Annotated in this window: 15 protein-coding genes; 6 read left to right on the top strand and 9 right to left on the bottom strand. The window is 50.6% G+C overall.

The genetic code is table 11. The features are described from left to right. Positions 1 to 32: 32 nt before the first annotated feature. Positions 33 to 1,883, bottom strand: a complete 1,851-nt coding sequence (locus AWQ21_RS00875) for an NAD(P)H-quinone oxidoreductase subunit F (RefSeq protein ID WP_065712914.1) — start codon at positions 1,881 to 1,883, stop codon at positions 33 to 35. A 127-nt stretch (positions 1,884 to 2,010) separates the two neighbouring features. Then, positions 2,011 to 2,946 carry a LysR family transcriptional regulator gene (locus AWQ21_RS00870; RefSeq protein WP_065712913.1) on the bottom strand — a complete coding sequence of 312 codons (936 nt, stop codon included), beginning with the start codon at positions 2,944 to 2,946 and terminating at the stop codon, positions 2,011 to 2,013. 240 nt (positions 2,947 to 3,186) lie between these two features. Here AWQ21_RS00870 and AWQ21_RS00865 point away from each other — a divergent pair, with 240 nt between their 5' ends. Further along, complete coding sequence (locus AWQ21_RS00865; RefSeq protein ID WP_065712912.1) at positions 3,187 to 4,554, top strand: cytochrome P450; 1,368 nt, start codon at positions 3,187 to 3,189, stop codon at positions 4,552 to 4,554. A gap of 9 nt (positions 4,555 to 4,563) precedes the next feature. Here AWQ21_RS00865 and aroA read toward each other — a convergent pair whose 3' ends face one another. Further along, positions 4,564 to 5,904, bottom strand: a complete 1,341-nt coding sequence (gene aroA, locus AWQ21_RS00860) for a 3-phosphoshikimate 1-carboxyvinyltransferase (protein WP_065712911.1) — start codon at positions 5,902 to 5,904, stop codon at positions 4,564 to 4,566. A 319-nt stretch (positions 5,905 to 6,223) separates the two neighbouring features. Here aroA and AWQ21_RS00855 point away from each other — a divergent pair, with 319 nt between their 5' ends. Then, on the top strand, positions 6,224 to 7,531 hold the full coding sequence (locus tag AWQ21_RS00855) for a DUF4912 domain-containing protein (RefSeq protein WP_065715148.1): 1,308 nt from the start codon (positions 6,224 to 6,226) through the stop codon (positions 7,529 to 7,531). 197 nt (positions 7,532 to 7,728) lie between these two features. On the opposite strand, the gene AWQ21_RS00850 is transcribed toward AWQ21_RS00855, so the two are convergent. Next, a complete protein-coding gene (locus AWQ21_RS00850; RefSeq protein ID WP_065712910.1) occupies positions 7,729 to 8,082 on the bottom strand; it encodes a c-type cytochrome in 354 nt (117 codons plus the stop codon). A gap of 152 nt (positions 8,083 to 8,234) precedes the next feature. Between AWQ21_RS00850 and AWQ21_RS00845 the strand changes: the two genes are divergently transcribed. Continuing rightward, entirely contained in the window at positions 8,235 to 9,221 is a 987-nt protein-coding gene (locus AWQ21_RS00845; RefSeq protein ID WP_065712909.1) for an ABC transporter ATP-binding protein, read from the top strand. A gap of 78 nt (positions 9,222 to 9,299) precedes the next feature. On the opposite strand, the gene AWQ21_RS00840 is transcribed toward AWQ21_RS00845, so the two are convergent. Then, a complete protein-coding gene (locus AWQ21_RS00840) occupies positions 9,300 to 10,733 on the bottom strand; it encodes a phosphoglucomutase/phosphomannomutase family protein (protein WP_065715147.1) in 1,434 nt (477 codons plus the stop codon). 269 nt (positions 10,734 to 11,002) lie between these two features. Here AWQ21_RS00840 and AWQ21_RS00835 point away from each other — a divergent pair, with 269 nt between their 5' ends. Beyond that, positions 11,003 to 11,545: an Npun_F5560 family protein gene (locus AWQ21_RS00835; RefSeq protein ID WP_065712908.1), complete on the top strand. Its 543-nt coding sequence runs from the start codon at positions 11,003 to 11,005 to the stop codon at positions 11,543 to 11,545. Further along, the gene (locus AWQ21_RS00830) at positions 11,511 to 12,239 is read left to right on the top strand and encodes a hypothetical protein (protein WP_065712907.1); all 729 of its coding nucleotides are present in this window, start codon (positions 11,511 to 11,513) and stop codon (positions 12,237 to 12,239) included. The genes AWQ21_RS00835 and AWQ21_RS00830 overlap by 35 nt, the downstream gene beginning before the upstream one ends. Positions 12,240 to 12,279: 40 nt before the next feature. Here the strand turns inward: AWQ21_RS00830 and AWQ21_RS00825 are convergent, their stop codons facing one another. Beyond that, positions 12,280 to 13,485: an RNA-guided endonuclease TnpB family protein gene (locus AWQ21_RS00825; protein WP_065712906.1), complete on the bottom strand. Its 1,206-nt coding sequence runs from the start codon at positions 13,483 to 13,485 to the stop codon at positions 12,280 to 12,282. A 323-nt stretch (positions 13,486 to 13,808) separates the two neighbouring features. Between AWQ21_RS00825 and AWQ21_RS00820 the strand changes: the two genes are divergently transcribed. Then, positions 13,809 to 14,906: an ATP-dependent 6-phosphofructokinase gene (locus AWQ21_RS00820; protein WP_065712905.1), complete on the top strand. Its 1,098-nt coding sequence runs from the start codon at positions 13,809 to 13,811 to the stop codon at positions 14,904 to 14,906. A gap of 12 nt (positions 14,907 to 14,918) precedes the next feature. Here the strand turns inward: AWQ21_RS00820 and AWQ21_RS00815 are convergent, their stop codons facing one another. From AWQ21_RS00815 to AWQ21_RS00805, 3 genes are all read right to left on the bottom strand, one after another. Further along, complete coding sequence (locus tag AWQ21_RS00815; RefSeq protein WP_065712904.1) at positions 14,919 to 15,476, bottom strand: COP23 domain-containing protein; 558 nt, start codon at positions 15,474 to 15,476, stop codon at positions 14,919 to 14,921. 103 nt (positions 15,477 to 15,579) lie between these two features. Then, positions 15,580 to 16,047: a Tic20 family protein gene (locus AWQ21_RS00810; RefSeq protein WP_065712903.1), complete on the bottom strand. Its 468-nt coding sequence runs from the start codon at positions 16,045 to 16,047 to the stop codon at positions 15,580 to 15,582. A 59-nt stretch (positions 16,048 to 16,106) separates the two neighbouring features. Continuing rightward, on the bottom strand, positions 16,107 to 17,354 hold the full coding sequence (locus AWQ21_RS00805; RefSeq protein ID WP_065715146.1) for an RNA-guided endonuclease TnpB family protein: 1,248 nt from the start codon (positions 17,352 to 17,354) through the stop codon (positions 16,107 to 16,109). Between the last annotated feature and the right edge of the window lie 138 nt (positions 17,355 to 17,492).

Here is a 17,492-nt window from a genome sequence, read left to right as displayed (position 1 = left end):
TATTTCAGCGAAAATCGTTAACGTATTACCGTTTAGAATTGCCAATGCTTCAGCAAAGGATACGATAAAGCGGCAATAAAGAGGAGAATACCGGCCACAATCGAGAGGGCATAGGATTGACTTTGACCAGAGTTGTTATATTTCAAGGTTTGCCCCCCAAAGAGAGTTGCTAAACCGAGAAAATTAATTACACCATCGACAAAATAGCGGTCTAGCCAGTCAATGATTTTTGAAACAAAAGCCACCGCGAGAATAACGGTATTTTTATACAATTCCGCAGTGTATAAATCCTTAGCAAGCAGTTCTCGAATCGGCTCCGGCACCAAGTGAATGGGCTTACTAACTTGATCACTCAAATAGAGATACATTGAGAGACCAGCCCCGGTGACCGTGGATAACACCAATGCCGCCGTTAGGGGGAGATTTAACTGTTGCCAATCGGGAAGAAAGTCTAGCTTGGCCAGAATCAGAGGACTATGGAGGGCAAAACCTGCCAAAATGACCATCGGTAAGACCAAAGCCCACAATCCTTCTGGCGATCGCACAGTCATCTGCTTCGGCTTACCGCCAAAAATCAGGCCGAACTCCCGCATGATGCTAAAGGAAGTTAAAGCATTTACCGTAATCAGAATCACCGCTAGAATCGGACTCGTTTTCCAAAAATTCGTTGTCAGTTGGGCTAGGCTCCAAAATCCACCAAACGGCGGTAAGGCAACAAGGGAAGCCGCGCCGACGAGGTAACAAATCCCCGTAATCGGCCGCCGCGACCAGAGACCACCATATTGGGTTAAATCTTGGCTGATATTAATCAACACAACACCGCCAATGGCCATCACCAAAATTGCCATCGCCACGCCATAGGTGAGTAGCAATACCAATGTCGTTTGATCCTGTTGAGAACCTACCGCCATGAAGACCATGCCCATGTAGGCACTGACGGAATAGGACAAAGAACGTTTGATATCAATCTGGGCGATCGCCACCATGGCCGCCCCCAATGCCGTCGTTGCCCCAATCGCGATCATGAATGTCGAGGCAAAATCCGAGAGGGCAAAAATCGGCTGCAACTTAATTAGCACCCAGGCCCCCGTGCCGACCACGAGACTATTCCGCACCACTGTTGCGGGGACAGGGCTTTCCATCGCTTCGTCGAGCCAGAGGTGCAGCGGAAATTGGGCACATTTCCCTAAAGGCCCAGCAATTAACGTTAGACAAAGCAGCGTCGCCAAAGTTGGATCAAGGTCTGCCGTCGCCGCCCATTCAGCCAGACCATCAAAATTCCAAGTTCCGGCGAGGGGCAACAGGGCCACCACACCCATCAGTAGGAAAAGATCCCCGACCCGTTTTGTCAAAAACGCATCCCGGGCTCCCGTTACCACGAGGGACTGGTTAAACCAATAGCCAATCAACAGATAGGTACCGAGGGTCAGAATTTCGAGCACCACATAGCTGAAGAAGAGGGAGTTGCAGAGCACCAAGGCACACATCCCTGCTTCGAACAAGCTCATGGTCGCGAAAAATCTCGCCCAGCCCCAATCCATTTCTAAATAGGCCACGGCATAGAGTTGGGCGAGTAAATTAATCCCAGCAATCAGAATCAGCGCCCCGATAGTAATGCTGGAAATATCGAGGTCGATGCTGAGGGTCAAGTCCGCCGCCTGGAGCCAAGTCAGTGATGGTTTGAGGGCGGGTTGTTGCCACCTTTCAATAAAGGCAAGGCAACTATGGACTAAGGCCATAAAAGTAAGCAACATATTGACGTAGCCTGCGGGCCGCGGCCCCGTTTTTCGGCTGATGCTAGGCATCCATAGTGCCGATAGACCGATTCCCAGCAAAGGATAGCAGGGAACAAGCCAGACACTCTGACTGAAAAAAGTATTCATATGACGATGACGCTGAAATAATTGGCTTAGTGTAAAGAGGGATGGTGACCCATCTTTGTTACTGGTTGAGCAATTTCCAACTTCGACCTACCAAAGGCACGGGAAATGGCCCAACAATCTTGAGCTTTTAGGGTTGCAGAGCGAGCGATCGCCGCCCTGAATTTTCGAGAGTTTTCTGGCTAGACCGGACCATAAACTCCAAAAAGGCTTGGGCAATCACCGACAGTTGTTTCCCGGCGAGGTAGGCGACATACCACTGGCGCTGGATCGGAAAATGCTCCACATCCAAGACCGTTAATTCGCCGTGGGGAGGCTCCGTGATCAAAGTATGGCGGGACAAGACAGAAATCCCTAGGCCACCGGCGATCGCCTGTTTAATCGCCTCATTTGACCCCAGTTCCAGGCGCACCTGTACCGATACATCATGTTCTGCCAGGAGCTTTTCGACCGCGAGCCGTGTCCCCGACCCCATTTCCCGCGTGACAAAATCTGCCCCGTCCAACACAGACAGAGGGAGATTTTTCTGGCGTGCCAGGGGATGATCGGCGCGGGCTACTACCACCAACGGATTGTCCAAAAACGCCTTCGCATGGACATCGAGATCATCGGGCAAATTACTCAGGATATAGAGATCATCCAAATTATCCGCCATCCGATCATGGAGTTGTTGGTGATTGATCACCTGCAAAGACACATCGATATCTGGGTAATCTTGGCAAAATTCCCCCAGGATACGCGGCACAAAATATTTAGTTGTCGTGATCACACCAAGGCGGAGTTGACCCCGTTTCGCTCCCTGCAGCGCTGCCAACTTCATCTCAAAGTTATCCAACCGTTCAAAGATTTCTTGGCAGGTTGCTAGGAGTTCCTCACCTGCTTCTGTGAGATATAGCTTGCGGCCAATATGTTCAAACAGTGGCATACCGATGGTCTGGGTCAGTTGTTTCACTTGTCCAGAAACCGTCGGTTGGGTGATTGATAACTCCTCTGCTGCCTTGGTAAAACTACCGTGGCGAGCCGTGGTTTCAAACACCTTGAGTTGGTGGAGAGTCGCAGGGATCAAGGGTTTACTCCTGAACTTGTGCTGTTATGCCTGAGTTTAGCAACACCATAGACTAGAGTCAATACAAGGAAATATCGTCATAGTTTCGGTTCTATATAAGGAAATTTTATAAAAATTTTCGGTGGCATCCCGTCAAACTCTGATCATTTCTGGCCTAGGCGAGGTTTGGGCAAGTTTAGTTCCCCGATTAAAAGTGCAACAATAAAGGAACAAGGTATTTAACCCTATCGAGTCAAACCTATGGCGATCGCCACTGAATTCAAGTCTATTCCGCGTTTATCTACGGGCAAATTCCAGCAAAAATTACAATCGTTGTTGAATCCTGTGGGGTATTTGACCCGCTTGGCGGCCCTGGCGCCGGATCTCGCCTATATGCCAGCGGCGGGCTATAGCGAACCCCTGGTTTTGGCCTATCACCCTGAGGCGATGCGGCAATTATTAAGTAATAGTAGTCAAGCTTTCGCGGCCCCTGGGGAGTTGAATGGCATTATTGAACCCTTGGTGGGCCAACAGTCTTTGGTGAGTTTGAGTGGCGATCGCCATCGGCAAGAAAGAAAGCTGATCATGCCTGCGTTTCACGGGGCGCGGATGCACAACTATGGGGCGCTCATTACCCAGATTATTAAGGAGGAGTTGTCCCAGTTAAAGCCAGGTCAAGCCTTCCAGATGCAGGATATCACCCAAAAAATTACCCTGCGCACCATTATTGAAGTGGTCTTTGGGGTGCAGGGGGGCGATCGCTACGCACCGATTATGGCGATGACCCGCAAGATTTTGAATCGGTTTACCTCGCCCATCGCCAATAGTTTTCTCTTTTTTACATCGCTGCAAAAGGACTTTGGGGCCTGGAGTCCCTGGGGCAGTTTCATCCGCGATCGCCAAGCCCTAGATGAGTTGATCTACGCCGAATTGCAGGAACGCCGCGCCCATCCCGACCCGGAGCGGACTGACATTTTGTCCCTGCTAATGGCCGCCACCGACGAAGCAGGCAACACCATGGACGATCAACAATTGCGGGATGAGCTGATGTTGCTCTTGTTTGCGGGCCACGAAACCACGGCGATCGCCATGGCCTGGGGGACCTATTGGCTCCAGACCCACCCGGAGGTAATGGCGAAAGTCCGCGCCGAAATTACAGCCTTGGGTGAAAATCCTGACCCGATGGATATTTACCGTTTACCTTATCTGGCGGCGGTTTGTAATGAAACCCTACGCATTAACCCCGTGGCAATGTTTACCTTTGCTCGCCAAGCCGTTAGCACCACCCAGTTGCTCGATTATTCCATCGAGGCTGGCACGGTGTTGATGGGGTCAATTTACCTGCTCCACCAACGCCCGGATCTCTATCCCAACCCTAGAGAATTTCGCCCTGAACGGTTCCTGGAACGGCAGTTTACGCCCTATGAATTTATGCCCTTTGGGGACGGTGTGCGCCGTTGTGCCGGGGAAGCTTTAGCGATGGTGGAGTTGCGCCTAGGTCTGGCGGCGATCGCCACCCAAGCTGATTTAACCCTGTTGGATCAGATGCCCGTCGCGGCCAAACGCAAGGGGTTAGTCCTGTCCCCCGCCACGGGAGTAAAAATGCGCTTTAACGGAATGAAAATCTAGCCTGTGCCTTTATTCAACCTGACAAACGTTGGTGAGGGTTTCCACAAACGTCGGATAGGAAATGGAGGCAGCCTCGGCCCGGTGGATGCGGGTTTCGTCCTTGGCATTTAAAGCGGCGATCGCCAAACTCATGGCAATGCGATGGTCAGTGTAGCTATCCATTTCTGCGCCGTTTAAGGTGGCCCCCCCAATAATCTCTAGGCCATCGGGATGCTCGATGATATTTGCGCCCATTTTCGTTAGTTCTGCGGCCATCACGGCAAGGCGATCGCTTTCTTTAACGCGCAATTCCTCAGCATCTTTAATGATTGTTGTGCCTTCTGCGAAACAGGCCGCCACCGCCAGGATCGGAATTTCATCAATGAGCCGAGGGATAATCTCGCCGCCGATGGTGCAGCCTTTGAGAGGAGAATATTGCACCCGCAGATCCGCCACCGGTTCCCCAGCCACTTCCCGCGCATTGTCGAGGGTCATGTCCGCCCCCATCATCTGCATTGCTTCAATAATCCCGGTGCGGGTCGGGTTAATACCGACATTTTCAATGGTCAAATCAGAATCCGGCACAATCGCCGCCGCCACCATCCAAAAAGCTGCCGAACTAATATCTCCCGGTACCACAACTTTTTGGCCCCGTAACGTCGGGTAAGGGTCAATGGTGACGCTGTGGGTTTCTGGATCGATGGTGAGATTTGCCCCAAAGGCCCGGAGCATTCGTTCACTATGATCCCGTGAGAGGGCGGGTTCGGTAACGGTGGTTTGACCCTCCGCCAAGAGTCCTGCCAACAATACACAGGATTTCACCTGGGCTGACGCAATGGGGGAGTGGTAATGAATGCCTTTTAGGTGTTGTCCTCGAATCGCTAGCGGTGCAAGGGTATTCCCTTTTTTGCCCCAAATTTGCGCCCCCATTTCCTTGAGAGGGTTAACGACACGGGACATGGGCCGCGATCGCAAAGAACCATCCCCCGTCACGGCAAAAAAGCGATCCGCCGAAGAGGCCAACAGACCTAACATGAGGCGCATCGTAGTGCCGGAGTTGCCTGCATCGAGGACATTATCCGGTTCCTGCAAATTACCGAGACCCACCCCCTGCACCCGGACTTCCGTTTCATTTAATTCTGAAATATTGGCCCCCATCGCCGTAAAACAAGCTGCCGTACTGCGGGGATCTTCCCCCAATAGCAAGCCTTCGATGATCGTTTCCCCTTCGGCGATCGCCCCCAACATCAGCGCCCGGTGGGAAATAGACTTGTCCCCCGGAATCCGCACCTTTCCCTGCAAGCTGAGGCCCGATGCAGGCGGCGTAATCACAAGTTGCTGGTGGGGAGAAACCGTTTCGAGACGAATCATAATGTCGGGATGTTACAAATGGGCGATGTCATCTTAGCGGATTTCCAAATCCCTTGCCTATGGCCCGGGGCAGAATCAATCAAATTCGTCTTTTTGAGCAAGTATAAATACTTATCCCGAACACAAAAGTCATTATTTCTTGACATAAAAAACGCCCGAAAGTCATTGAATTCGTTAAATGTCAAGGTTTTATAACTTCTGGGATCACGAAGTTCTGGATTCTCTGCTAAAACATGAAACAACAGGCGATCGCCAAAAAACCGATGCAAGCGCCTACCCTGTATCAGTCCAAAATTCGCGCAACGGAGGAGCCCATCCCATGACCACTACAGTAGGCAATGGATTCGAAGACAATCTGGAAGATATGACCCTGAGGCAACTACGGAAACTAGCCAGCAAACTCGGCATCAGTCGCTATAGTCGGATGCGCAAAGATCAACTCCTCGCTGAGGTCAAAAAACGCTCAAACTACGACAATCCCAAAGCCTCAGTCACCCCCGACAAAACTGAATCCATCACCCCAGTCAACAGCCAAGAGGAGGAAACTCAAGTGGAAGCAGCAAAATTTGAAGTTGGTCAAGATGATCCCATCGAGCTCGATCTCGCCAGCGTCGATGAAGACCTCGGTGACCTCCCCGGCGGCTACGGTCAAAGTCGCATCGTCCTCTTACCCCGCGATCCCCAATGGGCCTACGCCTACTGGGATATTCCCAACGACCACAAGCAATATCTGCGCAACCAAGGGGGACAGCAAATTGCCCTCCGTCTCTATGACGTAACAGATATCAACCTCGACTATCAAACTCCCCACAACGTCCAAGAATATTTATGTGACGAAATGGCGCGGGAATGGTATTTCCCCGTACCCGTTAGCGATCGCGATTATGTTGTGGAAATTGGCTACCGTTGCGCCGATGGCCGTTGGTTAAGCTTGGCCCGTTCTACCGCGATTCGTGTTCCTCCCGTTTATCCTAGCGACTGGGTAGAAGACATTTTTGTGACCGTCCAGTGGGATGAAGAGCTAAAAGGCAAAACCGTCTACACTCTGGTTCCCCCAGCCAAAAAACAAGCAGAAGCTGCTGCCGCTGCCGCCGCTGCCGAAAGTACCTCCAGCCCCATTTACGACGAAATCTTTGGCGATCTTCAATCCCTCGAAGCCCAACGCATCGCCGGGTCTCTGTTCGGTTCGATGCAGCATGTGGCTGGCTCAGTACCGCCCCAAGAATCGATCAGTTCCTACGTCTTCCCCTCTGGAGCTGGGCTATGGGCCGCTCCCAACGTTTCTGGTCTCAACATGTCCGGTTTGAATATGTCCGGTGCTGGCTTTGCCTCGATGCCACCAGCCCGTCCCCGGAAATTCTGGCTCGTGGCAGACGCGGAGTTAATCGTTTACGGTGCGACGGAACCTGATGCGACCGTCACCATTGGCGGCCAGCAGATCAAACTGAATCCTGATGGCACTTTCCGCTTCCAGATGTCTTTCCAGGACGGCAATATCGATTATCCGATTGTGGCCGTAGCCGCTGATGGGGAACAAACCCGTTCAATTCACATGACCTTTGATCGGGCGACTCCCTCCCGGAATACCAACACCAAAGAACAAGCGATGGACGAGTGGTTTGTCTAAGCGACTGTTGCGGTAAATCTCAAAAACGAATATTTTGATTTGCTCACTTTATTTCTTGACCTCTCCATTTGGGGAGGTTTTTTGTTCTGAAGTTTATCTACCAAGAGACTTGATCACCATAAAAAAACCAGTTATTTCTATGCAAATAACTGGTTATCGGGAAATGGGTTGCAACTGATTTTGATGCAATCAGCCGTTTACCATTTGTTGTTTTCTGCTTGATCAGCAACGTAAGCAGCAACATTAGCAATATCGTCATCGCTCAAGCGACCGATAAAAGCAGGCATTGCCCCTTGACCATTTTTTGCTTGGTAGATGATCGCCTCTTCAAGGGACTTGCTGCCGTCATTGTAGCCAGCAAGGTAGGTCTTGAGGGCATCAGCCTTCAGGGTTTTATTTGGCATTACAGCGTTGTTCCCGCCAGCATGACAGGCGGCGCAGTTCGCGGAGAATACCTGAGCACCGGCAGCAGCATCAGCGGCAAATGCAGGGGTACCAAAGGCAAACACAGTCGCAAGGACGGTTAAAGCAATAGCAAGTAATTTTTTCAAAGGAGTTTTCCTCTCAATGCTCTCAACAGAAAAAGAATTTGGTTAAAAGTTTAATATAATCAACCAGACTATATTTTATCGATCTTGTCGTTTGGTTCAAACGCCTGGCCTAAAATTCCTTAAATTGTTTCAATTTGTCACAAAATCGCCCTATGCAGTCCGCATCTCCTTCCTCCGATGGTATGCCAGTGGTCAAGACCTGGGACCTTTGCAAGACTTACCGTACCGGCTTTTGGCTCAACAAAACCAGTGAATCCCTCAAGAGTTGTTCTTTAGAAGTCTTGGGTGGGGAAACCTTTGGGCTACTGGGGCCGAATGGGGCAGGAAAAACGACCCTTTTGAAGATTCTGTTGGGGATTATTCGACCAACTGGGGGAAATGCGACGCTGTTGGGAAAACCGTTTGGCGATCGCCCCACCCGCCAGCGTATTGGCTATCTTCCGGAAAATGCTTATTTTTATGACTTTTTAACGGCCTGGGAATTTCTGGATTTTACGGCGGGTTTATTTCAGATTCCGCGCGGCAAACGACAAAAGCGAATTAAACGATTGCTGGATACGGTGGGTCTGGCCCAGGAAGTGGCGAAAAAGCGGCAACTCCGCAAATATTCCAAGGGGATGCTCCAGCGGGTTGGCATGGCCCAGGCATTAATCAATGATCCGGATTTGGTGTTCCTCGATGAGCCGATGTCGGGTCTCGATCCCCTCGGTCGCTACCAGGTGCGAGAAATTATTTTGTCCCTCAAGGCCCAGGGGAAAACGATTTTCTTTAATTCGCATATTCTGGCGGATGTGGAACTGATTTGCGATCGCCTGGCGATTTTGTCGAAGGGGGAAATTATCTGCCAAGGTACTTTAGATGAGCTTTTGGGGGCGGCGGATCGCTATCAAGTGGTCATCGAAGGGGGCACCGAGGCAGCGTTACGGTCTTGGGTGCCGGATTTGAGCCGCAAGGATCACCATTGGATTGGCCATTTGGAGGGAGATCCCCAAAAGTTTATTGCGTCCCTGAGCTTGATGAAGGCGCGATTACTGGATTTAAAATTGGCGCGGGTTTCCTTAGAAGATTTCTTTATTCGCCAAATCCGAAACCATGACCCCCAGGCGCACATCGAGGAAAATCTCAAGGCGATCGCCTAATTTTTATCTCTTAAAAAAGCACTAAAAAAGGGACGCTACCGATTAGTAACGTCCCCTCCTGCAAAATTTCAAAGATGTTTATTTCGCGGGATCCAGTTTGGCGATCGCCGCTTCCATTTCCGAGGCAATTTTCGCTTCAAGGGCCGCAGAATCTGTTTCCATGTAAACCCGCATCAGCGGTTCCGTGCCAGAAGGACGCAGGAGCACCCAACTGCCATTTTCGAGGTACAGTTTCACGCCATCCTTTAAGCCCACTTCCTTGACTGCTAAACCAGCCACCGTTTCCGGGGGGGTCGCCTTATAGAAGTCCAAAACAGCCTTTTTGTGGGGTTCTTCGAGGTGGAGATCCAAGCGTTTGTTAAAGAGCGGCCCATCGGCATCTTCCAGGGCTTCTTTGACTAACTGGGACAGGGGCTTGCCTTCGTAGGCGATCGCCTCGGCCACGAGCATATCGGCCAAAATGCCATCCTTTTCCGGGATATGACCGAGCACACTCAAACCACCGGATTCTTCGCCACCAATAAGGACAGCGGTTTCCCGCATTTTTTCGCCGATGTATTTAAAACCAACGGCCGTTTCAAAAATTTCTAAGCCATATTTCGCAGCCAAATTATCCAGTAAGTGGGTCGTGGCTACCGTGCGGACGATCGCCCCTTTTTGACCTTTGTTTTTCAGCAGGTGTCGCGCGAGCAACAGCAGAATTGTGTTGGGCGTTAAAACATTCCCCAATTCATCCACAACCCCAAAGCGATCGCTGTCACCATCGGTAGCCAAGCCCAGATCCGCTTGATCGGCTTTTACCGCATCCACGAGGCCCACCAACTGAGAGCCTTTCGGTTCTGGCATCCCACCGCCAAACAACACATCACGGCTGGTATTAAACGACTCCGTTTCGCAACCGCAGTGGGCCAACACTTCGTCTAAATAACCGCGTGAGGTGGAATACAGCGCATCATACTTGACCTTCAGGCCCGCTGAGCGAATCTTATCCACATCCAGAAGAGTGTAGATGAATTTTAGATAGTCAGGTTTCGGGTCGAACCGAGAAATCTTGTCGCCATTTTTGCCTGTGGGCATCTCCGCCGAAGCACTGGCAATATTCGCCACAATCGTATCGGTAATCTCTGGGGTTGCTGGCCCTGCATAATCGGGAATATATTTAATCCCACAGTAGGGGGCGGGGTTGTGGCTGGCCGTAAACATCAACGCCCCAGCAGAATTGAGAAACTTCGCATTGTAGGCAATCACCGGGGTCGGGCAATCCCGTTCTACCACCTTCACCGTCCAACCGAGATCCGCGAGCACTTCCGCCGCAGTCTGGGCAAATTCGTCTGCAAAAAAACGGGTGTCGTAGGCCACCAGCACCGGACGATCCTTCCCATAGGCCGTCTCTAGGTAGCTGGCGATCGCCCGGGTCACTTTACAAACATTAGCGAAGGTAAAATCATCGGCGATAATGCCACGCCAACCGTCAGTGCCAAACTTAATCGGGGGATTGCTTGCAATACTCATGGAAGAAAAACAGGGCTTATTAAAAATCCCCTTTATCTTATCCGCAAGGGGGAAACCACGAATGGCGATTTTTTTACAAAATTTCCCCGCAGACAGGCATTTTTCCAAAGCATTAGATATTATTAGGTCTATACTGGCCAATTCCAGTAAAAAGTCATAGGCGAAAGACTGTCTTTTCTATCCTTCGGGCGGTGCAAATTTTGTCTAGATTGATGTACATATCGGACGATTTAACCCCAAACCCTTGATCAATGGAGTGATACATAACCGTGGCAACAACCGAATCCCGCCAACCCCAACCCATCGATGTCGCCCAACTCCAGCAGGAACTCCAACTGCGGGATCAACTGGTGCAGCAATTGTCCCAGGAGCTATTTCGTCTCGTAAAGGGCAATGATGACCCGGCTCCGGCCCTAGAGGCACAGCACCAAGAAGAACTCCAACGTCTCCGGGAGCAGTTCCAAGAGGTTGAACAACAGGTTATTTTTTACCAAGAGCGCCTGACCCAGAAAGATCAAGAAATTTCCCAATTGCGCCAATCCGTTAAAGAATTAGGCGATCGCAGTCGGCGCTTAGAACAGGTGGTTCAGGAACTACCGCAAATGTATCGGCAAAAATTCGCTGAGAGAATGGCAACAGTTCGCGATAAAGTAGAGAAGCTGCAAAGGGAAAATCGTCAACTCCACGCCGACTTACAAAGTGTGAGTTACCGTCTTGCAGTAAAAAATCGTCGTCATAGCCTGTCTGAGATTGAATTACCCACATTTAACCCCAAAGGTGGCAGCCCCATCCCGACGTTCAGTACCCTCTAAGGTCATCATCTTAGTCAATGCTGAATTAAAGCATTCTGGCAAATTTATCTCTGCTTCCCCCGTTACGGAGCGGATGATTAAGGCATTTAAAACGGCAATTGTGCAGCAGGCCGAAGGCACAGAAGTAGAAGTGCTCACGCCAGCGATGGTTCGACATGGTGGGCAATCCCAGAGTCGCGACGTCCTCGTTTGTCCTTTGACGATTGATTTACCAGAACCCTTTTCCTTCGCACACCAAAAAGTATTTCAGGCCTGTCGCAGAATTGAAGAACGGCGTCAGTGGGTACAGAAACATACAACCCACCGGGTCTGTAGTCATAATTATCTGGGCGATCATTGGTTACCGATTATCTATACCGCGAAGGGGCCTTTGTACGGCGAAGTGATCGGCGAAGGAGTAATGCCCAACTCCTACCATCAGCCCATCGATCTCCGGGATGATCAACGCCAAAGCTTATATTATCTGGGCTATCAACTCCTCGATTCCATTGGGGCGACCCCTGGGGTTTACCTGCTACAGTTTTCTTTTTCACCAGAAAAACGACTGATTTTTGATCGACTCTGGCCGTTCCCGGCAGCGCCGGCGATCGCCTCTTTGCGGTGCCAACAACCAGACCTATTTACCTGTCATTGGCAATGTCTGACGGGCCAAAGTATTCCCGATGTGATTATTCCCCATTACCTCGCATCGTGACATACTCCCGACGCTGACCTAACGGTACAGCGCGGGCTTCTTAAGTCGCCTTAAGAAATTCCTGCTTCAAAGCCTCCCCACTGGGCGTAGCTCCACAGGATTGAACGGTCTGTCCAACCGCTATTAGTCCACGATTACGAATCACTTGTCCGCTGGCTACATCGCGATGAGTGGTGTAGCCACATTCCGGGCATTCATGCCGACGCACAGACAAATCTTTCCTCACCGCTACTCCACAGGCTGGGCATTCTTGGCTTGTGCCAGCGGCTTTAACCTTTTGGAAATGCACACCCCGCTTGAAGCAGACCCATTTAAGCGTATCGAGGAATTGACCCCACCCAGCATCCAGACAATGCTTCCCCAGCATTCCTTTAGCCAGTCCTTTTAGGTTTAATTCCTCCGCAAATATCATCCCTGCTTGATCACAGAGATGATGGGCGAGCTTGCGGTGAAAATCCTTGCGTCGGTTCGCAATTCGTTCATAGAATCTTGCGACTCGTTGACGAGCTTTTTGCTGGTTCTTTGACCCTTTCTGCTTTCTGGCAACGGCACGGTTCAGCACTTTCAGCCTGTGTTGTGCCTCCACAAAGAATCTGGGCCTTGCAATTAACTCGTTGTCTGATGTCGCAACAAAATGATTTAACCCCACATCAATCCCAATGGCGTGACCACCGATAACAGGATCTGGGATTTTAACGTCGCTTTGGATAACTAGCTGGATATACCAACCAGAAGCGCGTTTAACGACCCGTGCTTGCTTCGCCTCAAACCCATCAGGGATCGGACGGTGCATCACGGTCTTAACCCAGCCAAATACCGGCAGCTTGATTCGATTGCTGTCAATGGGATTTTTCCCCAACTGCGGAAAGTTAAAGCTGCGAAAACGCTTCTTAAACCGTGGGAATCCAAACCCACTATTCCACAGGGCATTAAACGCCTTTTCCAGCCGACCCATTACGTCCTGAAGCACTTGAGAATGAACATTTTGCAGAAAAGGATTCTCTTTCCGCGCTGCGGTCAAATTTCGCTTCTGACTGTAATAGGTCGGTTTTTCTGAATCCATTGGGTAAATAAATTCCCGCTGAATACTACAAGCATTAACTGGGCACTTACGGGACTGAATCCAGTCACGACGTTCTGCCAAGGCGTAGTTATAGACGCGCTTGCAAGTTTCCAGCCATTCCTCCATTTTGGAAGATTGATTGACCGTCGGATAGAGCCTGTATTCGTAAGTCAGGTTAAGCATTTTTCGATCATATCAGAATCTTAGGAGGAAATCAGGATCTCCCTAGAGTTGTTCGTCTCTGCTTCGCTCCGACTCACCGCTCCTCATCCCGACGCTGAATTAAAATTACAGCGCGGGGCTTCTCCGCGATCAACTAAAGCTTCCCCCGAAAGTTCCCGGTAGGATGTGAGCGATTGCTGACTTATCGCGCATATCAGTAAATAACTGTCAAAAAATTAAACGAATCATCTCAGAGGCTGTGGTGATCGCCGTTTCCTGATTAACAATAGGCCCAATGGCTTCAATCCATAAACGCTTTAGGACAACGGTAAATAGCATCAGTTATGGGAAACGTAAAAAAAATCGGTGTACTCACCAGTGGCGGCGACTGCTCTGGCCTGAATGCCGCTATTCGAGCTGTAACCCGCTGTGCCCGGCATCGATACGGCTGGGAAGTCATTGGTATTTGTCGGGCGACCCTCGGCCTGCTCCAGGATCCGCCAGAAACCATTGTCCTCACCGAAGATCGGGTGGATACTTGGTTGACCATGGGAGGCACCATGTTGGGGACAACCAATAAAGGGAATCCCTTTGCTTTTCCCATGGAAGATGGTTCCCTCAAAGATCGTTCCCAGGAAATCGGCGAAGCCTACCACCGTCTAGGGCTAGATGCCCTGGTCGGGATTGGTGGCGACGGGAGCTTGGCCATTCTCCAGAAATTGGCGCACCTGGGGGGCATGAACCTCGTGGGCATCCCCAAGACCATTGATAATGATGTGGGCATCACAGAGCGTTCCATTGGCTTTGAAACGGCGGTGAATATTGCCACGGAAGCTTTAGACCGGCTACATTTTACGGCGGCGAGCCACAACCGGGTGATGATTGTGGAAGTAATGGGCCGTGATGCCGGCCACATTGCCTTGAATGCCGGGATTGCAGGCGGTGCCCATGTGATCTTGATTCCAGAGATCGCCTACGATTTACAGACGGTGTGTGAGTTTATTTGCGATCGCCAAAATTCCGGTAAAGATCATACCCTCGTCGTTGTTTCCGAGGCTGTCTGTACGACCTCTGGAGAAACCCTTAAACACGAATTGCAATTTGGGGAATGTCGCCTGGGGGGCATCGGCCAATACATGGGCGATGAAGTCGCCAAAAAGACGGGCGCAGAAACGCGGGTAACGGTATTGGGCCACATCCAGCGGGGGGGCATCGCCTCACCCCTAGACCGTTTGTTAGCCTCAGCCTTTGGGGTCGCGGCGGTGGACTTGATCGCCCAGGGCAAGTTTGATCGCATGGTGACGTGGCAAAATGGCCAGGTGTCTAGTGTGCCGATTCGTGAGGCCATCGAGATCAATCGGGTCGTTAATCCGGAGGGAACTTTGGTCAAAACCGCGCGGGGATTAGGGATTTGTCTCGGCGATCGCCCTGGTAAAATTTAGGCTGCCCAGGCTCTAGGGAGACGCGGGCCCCAGAAGATAGGGTTGCAGATCGAGGGGCACTTGGTTTGCGGTCTCTAATTGCATCCTCTCCCCCCATTGGCGCAGGGGCAGGGTCAAATCTGCAAAAAACTGCGTTGGGTCTGTATCGGGCTTCAAAATCAAGAGCGTTGTACAAGGGGCACTTTTAACCTGGGTTAGGGCACAGATCACTTCCCGTTCTGGGGTGGCCGGATTGGGCTGATAGGTAAGGGCGCGGAGCTCTTGTGATGCCAGTGAATCGAGCCGCTGGGCCACCTGTTCACAACGACTTTTGAGGGACACATCCCCTTCCATGCCCGGCACCATTTGTAGCCAAGGTTGTGGTTGTCCCTGGCCTTGATGGAAGACTGTCCACATCAACTCTCCTGTTTGGGGTTCTATGACGGGCTGACAGCTAAACTGCCGTGGTTTGAGAATATTACGCCCCAGGGCATTACTCACCCCCACCGTGAGGCCCACCGTCAAAAAGGCGATCGCCACTACGCCGCCCAACAATAATTGATAAGGCTCTAACATCATCAATTTCGCCATTGTGTTTCCCTAATACTTCACCATGATTATTTGTCTGGGGTAACCGCAAAAAAGTTTCTCGATTAGACCCTAAATTGCTAAAATTTTGCCCATTTCTCCCAAATTAGTAGGGTAATTGGGAATAGGCGGCCTGGGAGATGGTCGGCAACTCCGCATATTTGCCGAGAATTGATTGCACCATGGCATAACCACAGGCGACTAGAGTGCCGAGGAAAGCTACATTAGAAAGGGTTTCGATGAGAATGCCCCCACTCCCAAAGCCGAATAATTGAATCACAATGCTCAATAAAATCAAGGCAATATCGATGAGAATCGCTTGTAGGGTGTTGAAGCGGATGAAGTGACTAATCCGGCTGTTCCGTACCACCGCGCTGTAGAGGACGAAGAAAATAATCAGCCCCGCAAAGGGAAAAGAATAAAGGCGGATTAATGGCTGTAGGGGTACATAGATAATCGAGAGAATCGGGAATTGCCTCAAAAATGGAATCCCCAGGGGCAAGGCATAAACGAGGGGTAGAAGGTAGGGTAAGGCGCCAAATAAACGATCCGTGGGTTCAGTGGTAGTGGACATAAAATTTTTGTGCAATGGACTAGTTTCTATTCTACAAAGAACTCATGAACTACTCCAGCCTAAGAGGCATGGAGTTTCCGTCGTTTCATCGCCCCAAGTTGCCTCATGCTTCCGCAATCGGTAGAGCTTGGCGGCTCCGCGACTGAAGAGGCCAGTTCCTGACCCCTTGCCCAGGCTAAATTAACCTGAGCTGCATTGATATCTCTATCCTCCCTGTGGCCACAGTTTGGGTTTGAGCAAATATGTACCCTGTCTGCCAATGTCTTTGGCGTTAGCTCCCAACATTTAGCGCAACGCTGAGAGGGCTTAAGCGTCCTTGTCGGGGACTCCACATAAAATCCTCCTGCCTCTGCCAGCTTGTATTCCAGCATTGAACCAATCATGCCGAAGCCAACCGAGAGAATGGAGCGGTTAAGCCCTGTTTTTTGAGCTTTCCGTTTGCTGCCTTTTTTGGCTTTGCGGGTCATGTTTTTGACGTTTAACTGCTCACCTGCAACTAGGCTATTACCGCTGACTATGTTGCTTGTGATTTGATGCAGCCAATCTTCGCGCTGACGGGTAATTTTGCGTTGCCGCATTGATACCTGCCGTCTCGCTTTTTGCCACCGCCGCGATGCTTTAACTCGCTTATTTCGGTTTGGTGCACGCTTTCGTCTGAGTTGCTTGGATGCTTGCCTTACAGCAACCTCACCGACTTTGATAAAGCCAGGCTTTGATAGTTGCTCCCCTGTAGAAAGGGTAATCGCTTCCTTGCAACCTAAATCAATCCCCACAGACCCACCCTCGGTTTCCCGCTTGGGTTCACATTTGACGGTGATTGAGGCATACCACTTGCCCTGGCGGAAGAAAATTGTGCAAGTTGTTGGTTTTCCCCAGGTGCGAGCTTTCCCTCTCATTTGCATTCTGCCTAAGTGGCTCAACTTGAGAAAGCCATGCTGACCGTCTGTTTCTACCTGCCAACCTGCCCCGCAGGGATATGTCCACCCTCCATAGCGTCGAGATGCCTTGAACTTTGGATATCCCCCCAATCCCTTAAAAAATCGGTTGAAGGCAAAGTCCACTCGCTTTAACGTTGCCTGTAGGGCATGGGAACCCAGTTCCTTAAATTCTGGCCATACTTGCTTGAACCCTGGCAGACTATTTTGCTGCTCAAAGTAATCGACTGCATGGTTGAACTTTTGGTACTGGGTTTTACGGTTAGCAATCGCTGCGTTATACAAACTGCAATGTAAACGCCGCCAATAGTGCAGCTTTTTTTGCTGTTGGCGACTTGGATAGAGCCTGTAAGTGATTCGGCGTGTTACCATGCTCCTATGGTAGTCTATTGTGCCCACAATGAACAAGTCAGAAATACTAAAAATAAGGCTAACATCAGAGGATCTGGCAAGACTCAAGGCGTTCGCGTCCAACAAGGATGTCAGCATGGCTCAAATTATCAGAGAGTA

This window comes from Picosynechococcus sp. PCC 7003 (assembly GCF_001693255.1).
Classification (GTDB): Bacteria; Cyanobacteriota; Cyanobacteriia; order Cyanobacteriales; family MRBY01; genus MRBY01.
The sequence above is the reverse complement of the archived record's forward strand: the minus strand, read 5'-3'. Positions and strand labels throughout refer to the sequence as shown.

Bases quoted from the DNA above. Each gene is read 5' to 3' on its own strand.
- AWQ21_RS00875 (WP_065712914.1), bottom strand. From the start codon at position 1,883: ATGAATACTTTTTTCAGTCAGAGTGTCTGGCTTGTTCCCTGCTATCCT.
- AWQ21_RS00865 (WP_065712912.1), top strand. From the start codon at position 3,187: ATGGCGATCGCCACTGAATTCAAGTCTATTCCGCGTTTATCTACGGGC.
- aroA (WP_065712911.1), bottom strand. From the start codon at position 5,904: ATGATTCGTCTCGAAACGGTTTCTCCCCACCAGCAACTTGTGATTACG.
- AWQ21_RS00855 (WP_065715148.1), top strand. From the start codon at position 6,224: ATGACCACTACAGTAGGCAATGGATTCGAAGACAATCTGGAAGATATG.
- AWQ21_RS00845 (WP_065712909.1), top strand. From the start codon at position 8,235: ATGCAGTCCGCATCTCCTTCCTCCGATGGTATGCCAGTGGTCAAGACC.
- AWQ21_RS00840 (WP_065715147.1), bottom strand. From the start codon at position 10,733: ATGAGTATTGCAAGCAATCCCCCGATTAAGTTTGGCACTGACGGTTGG.
- AWQ21_RS00825 (WP_065712906.1), bottom strand. From the start codon at position 13,485: ATGCTTAACCTGACTTACGAATACAGGCTCTATCCGACGGTCAATCAA.
- AWQ21_RS00820 (WP_065712905.1), top strand. From the start codon at position 13,809: ATGGGAAACGTAAAAAAAATCGGTGTACTCACCAGTGGCGGCGACTGC.
- AWQ21_RS00815 (WP_065712904.1), bottom strand. From the start codon at position 15,476: ATGGCGAAATTGATGATGTTAGAGCCTTATCAATTATTGTTGGGCGGC.
- AWQ21_RS00810 (WP_065712903.1), bottom strand. From the start codon at position 16,047: ATGTCCACTACCACTGAACCCACGGATCGTTTATTTGGCGCCTTACCC.
- AWQ21_RS00805 (WP_065715146.1), bottom strand. From the start codon at position 17,354: ATGGTAACACGCCGAATCACTTACAGGCTCTATCCAAGTCGCCAACAG.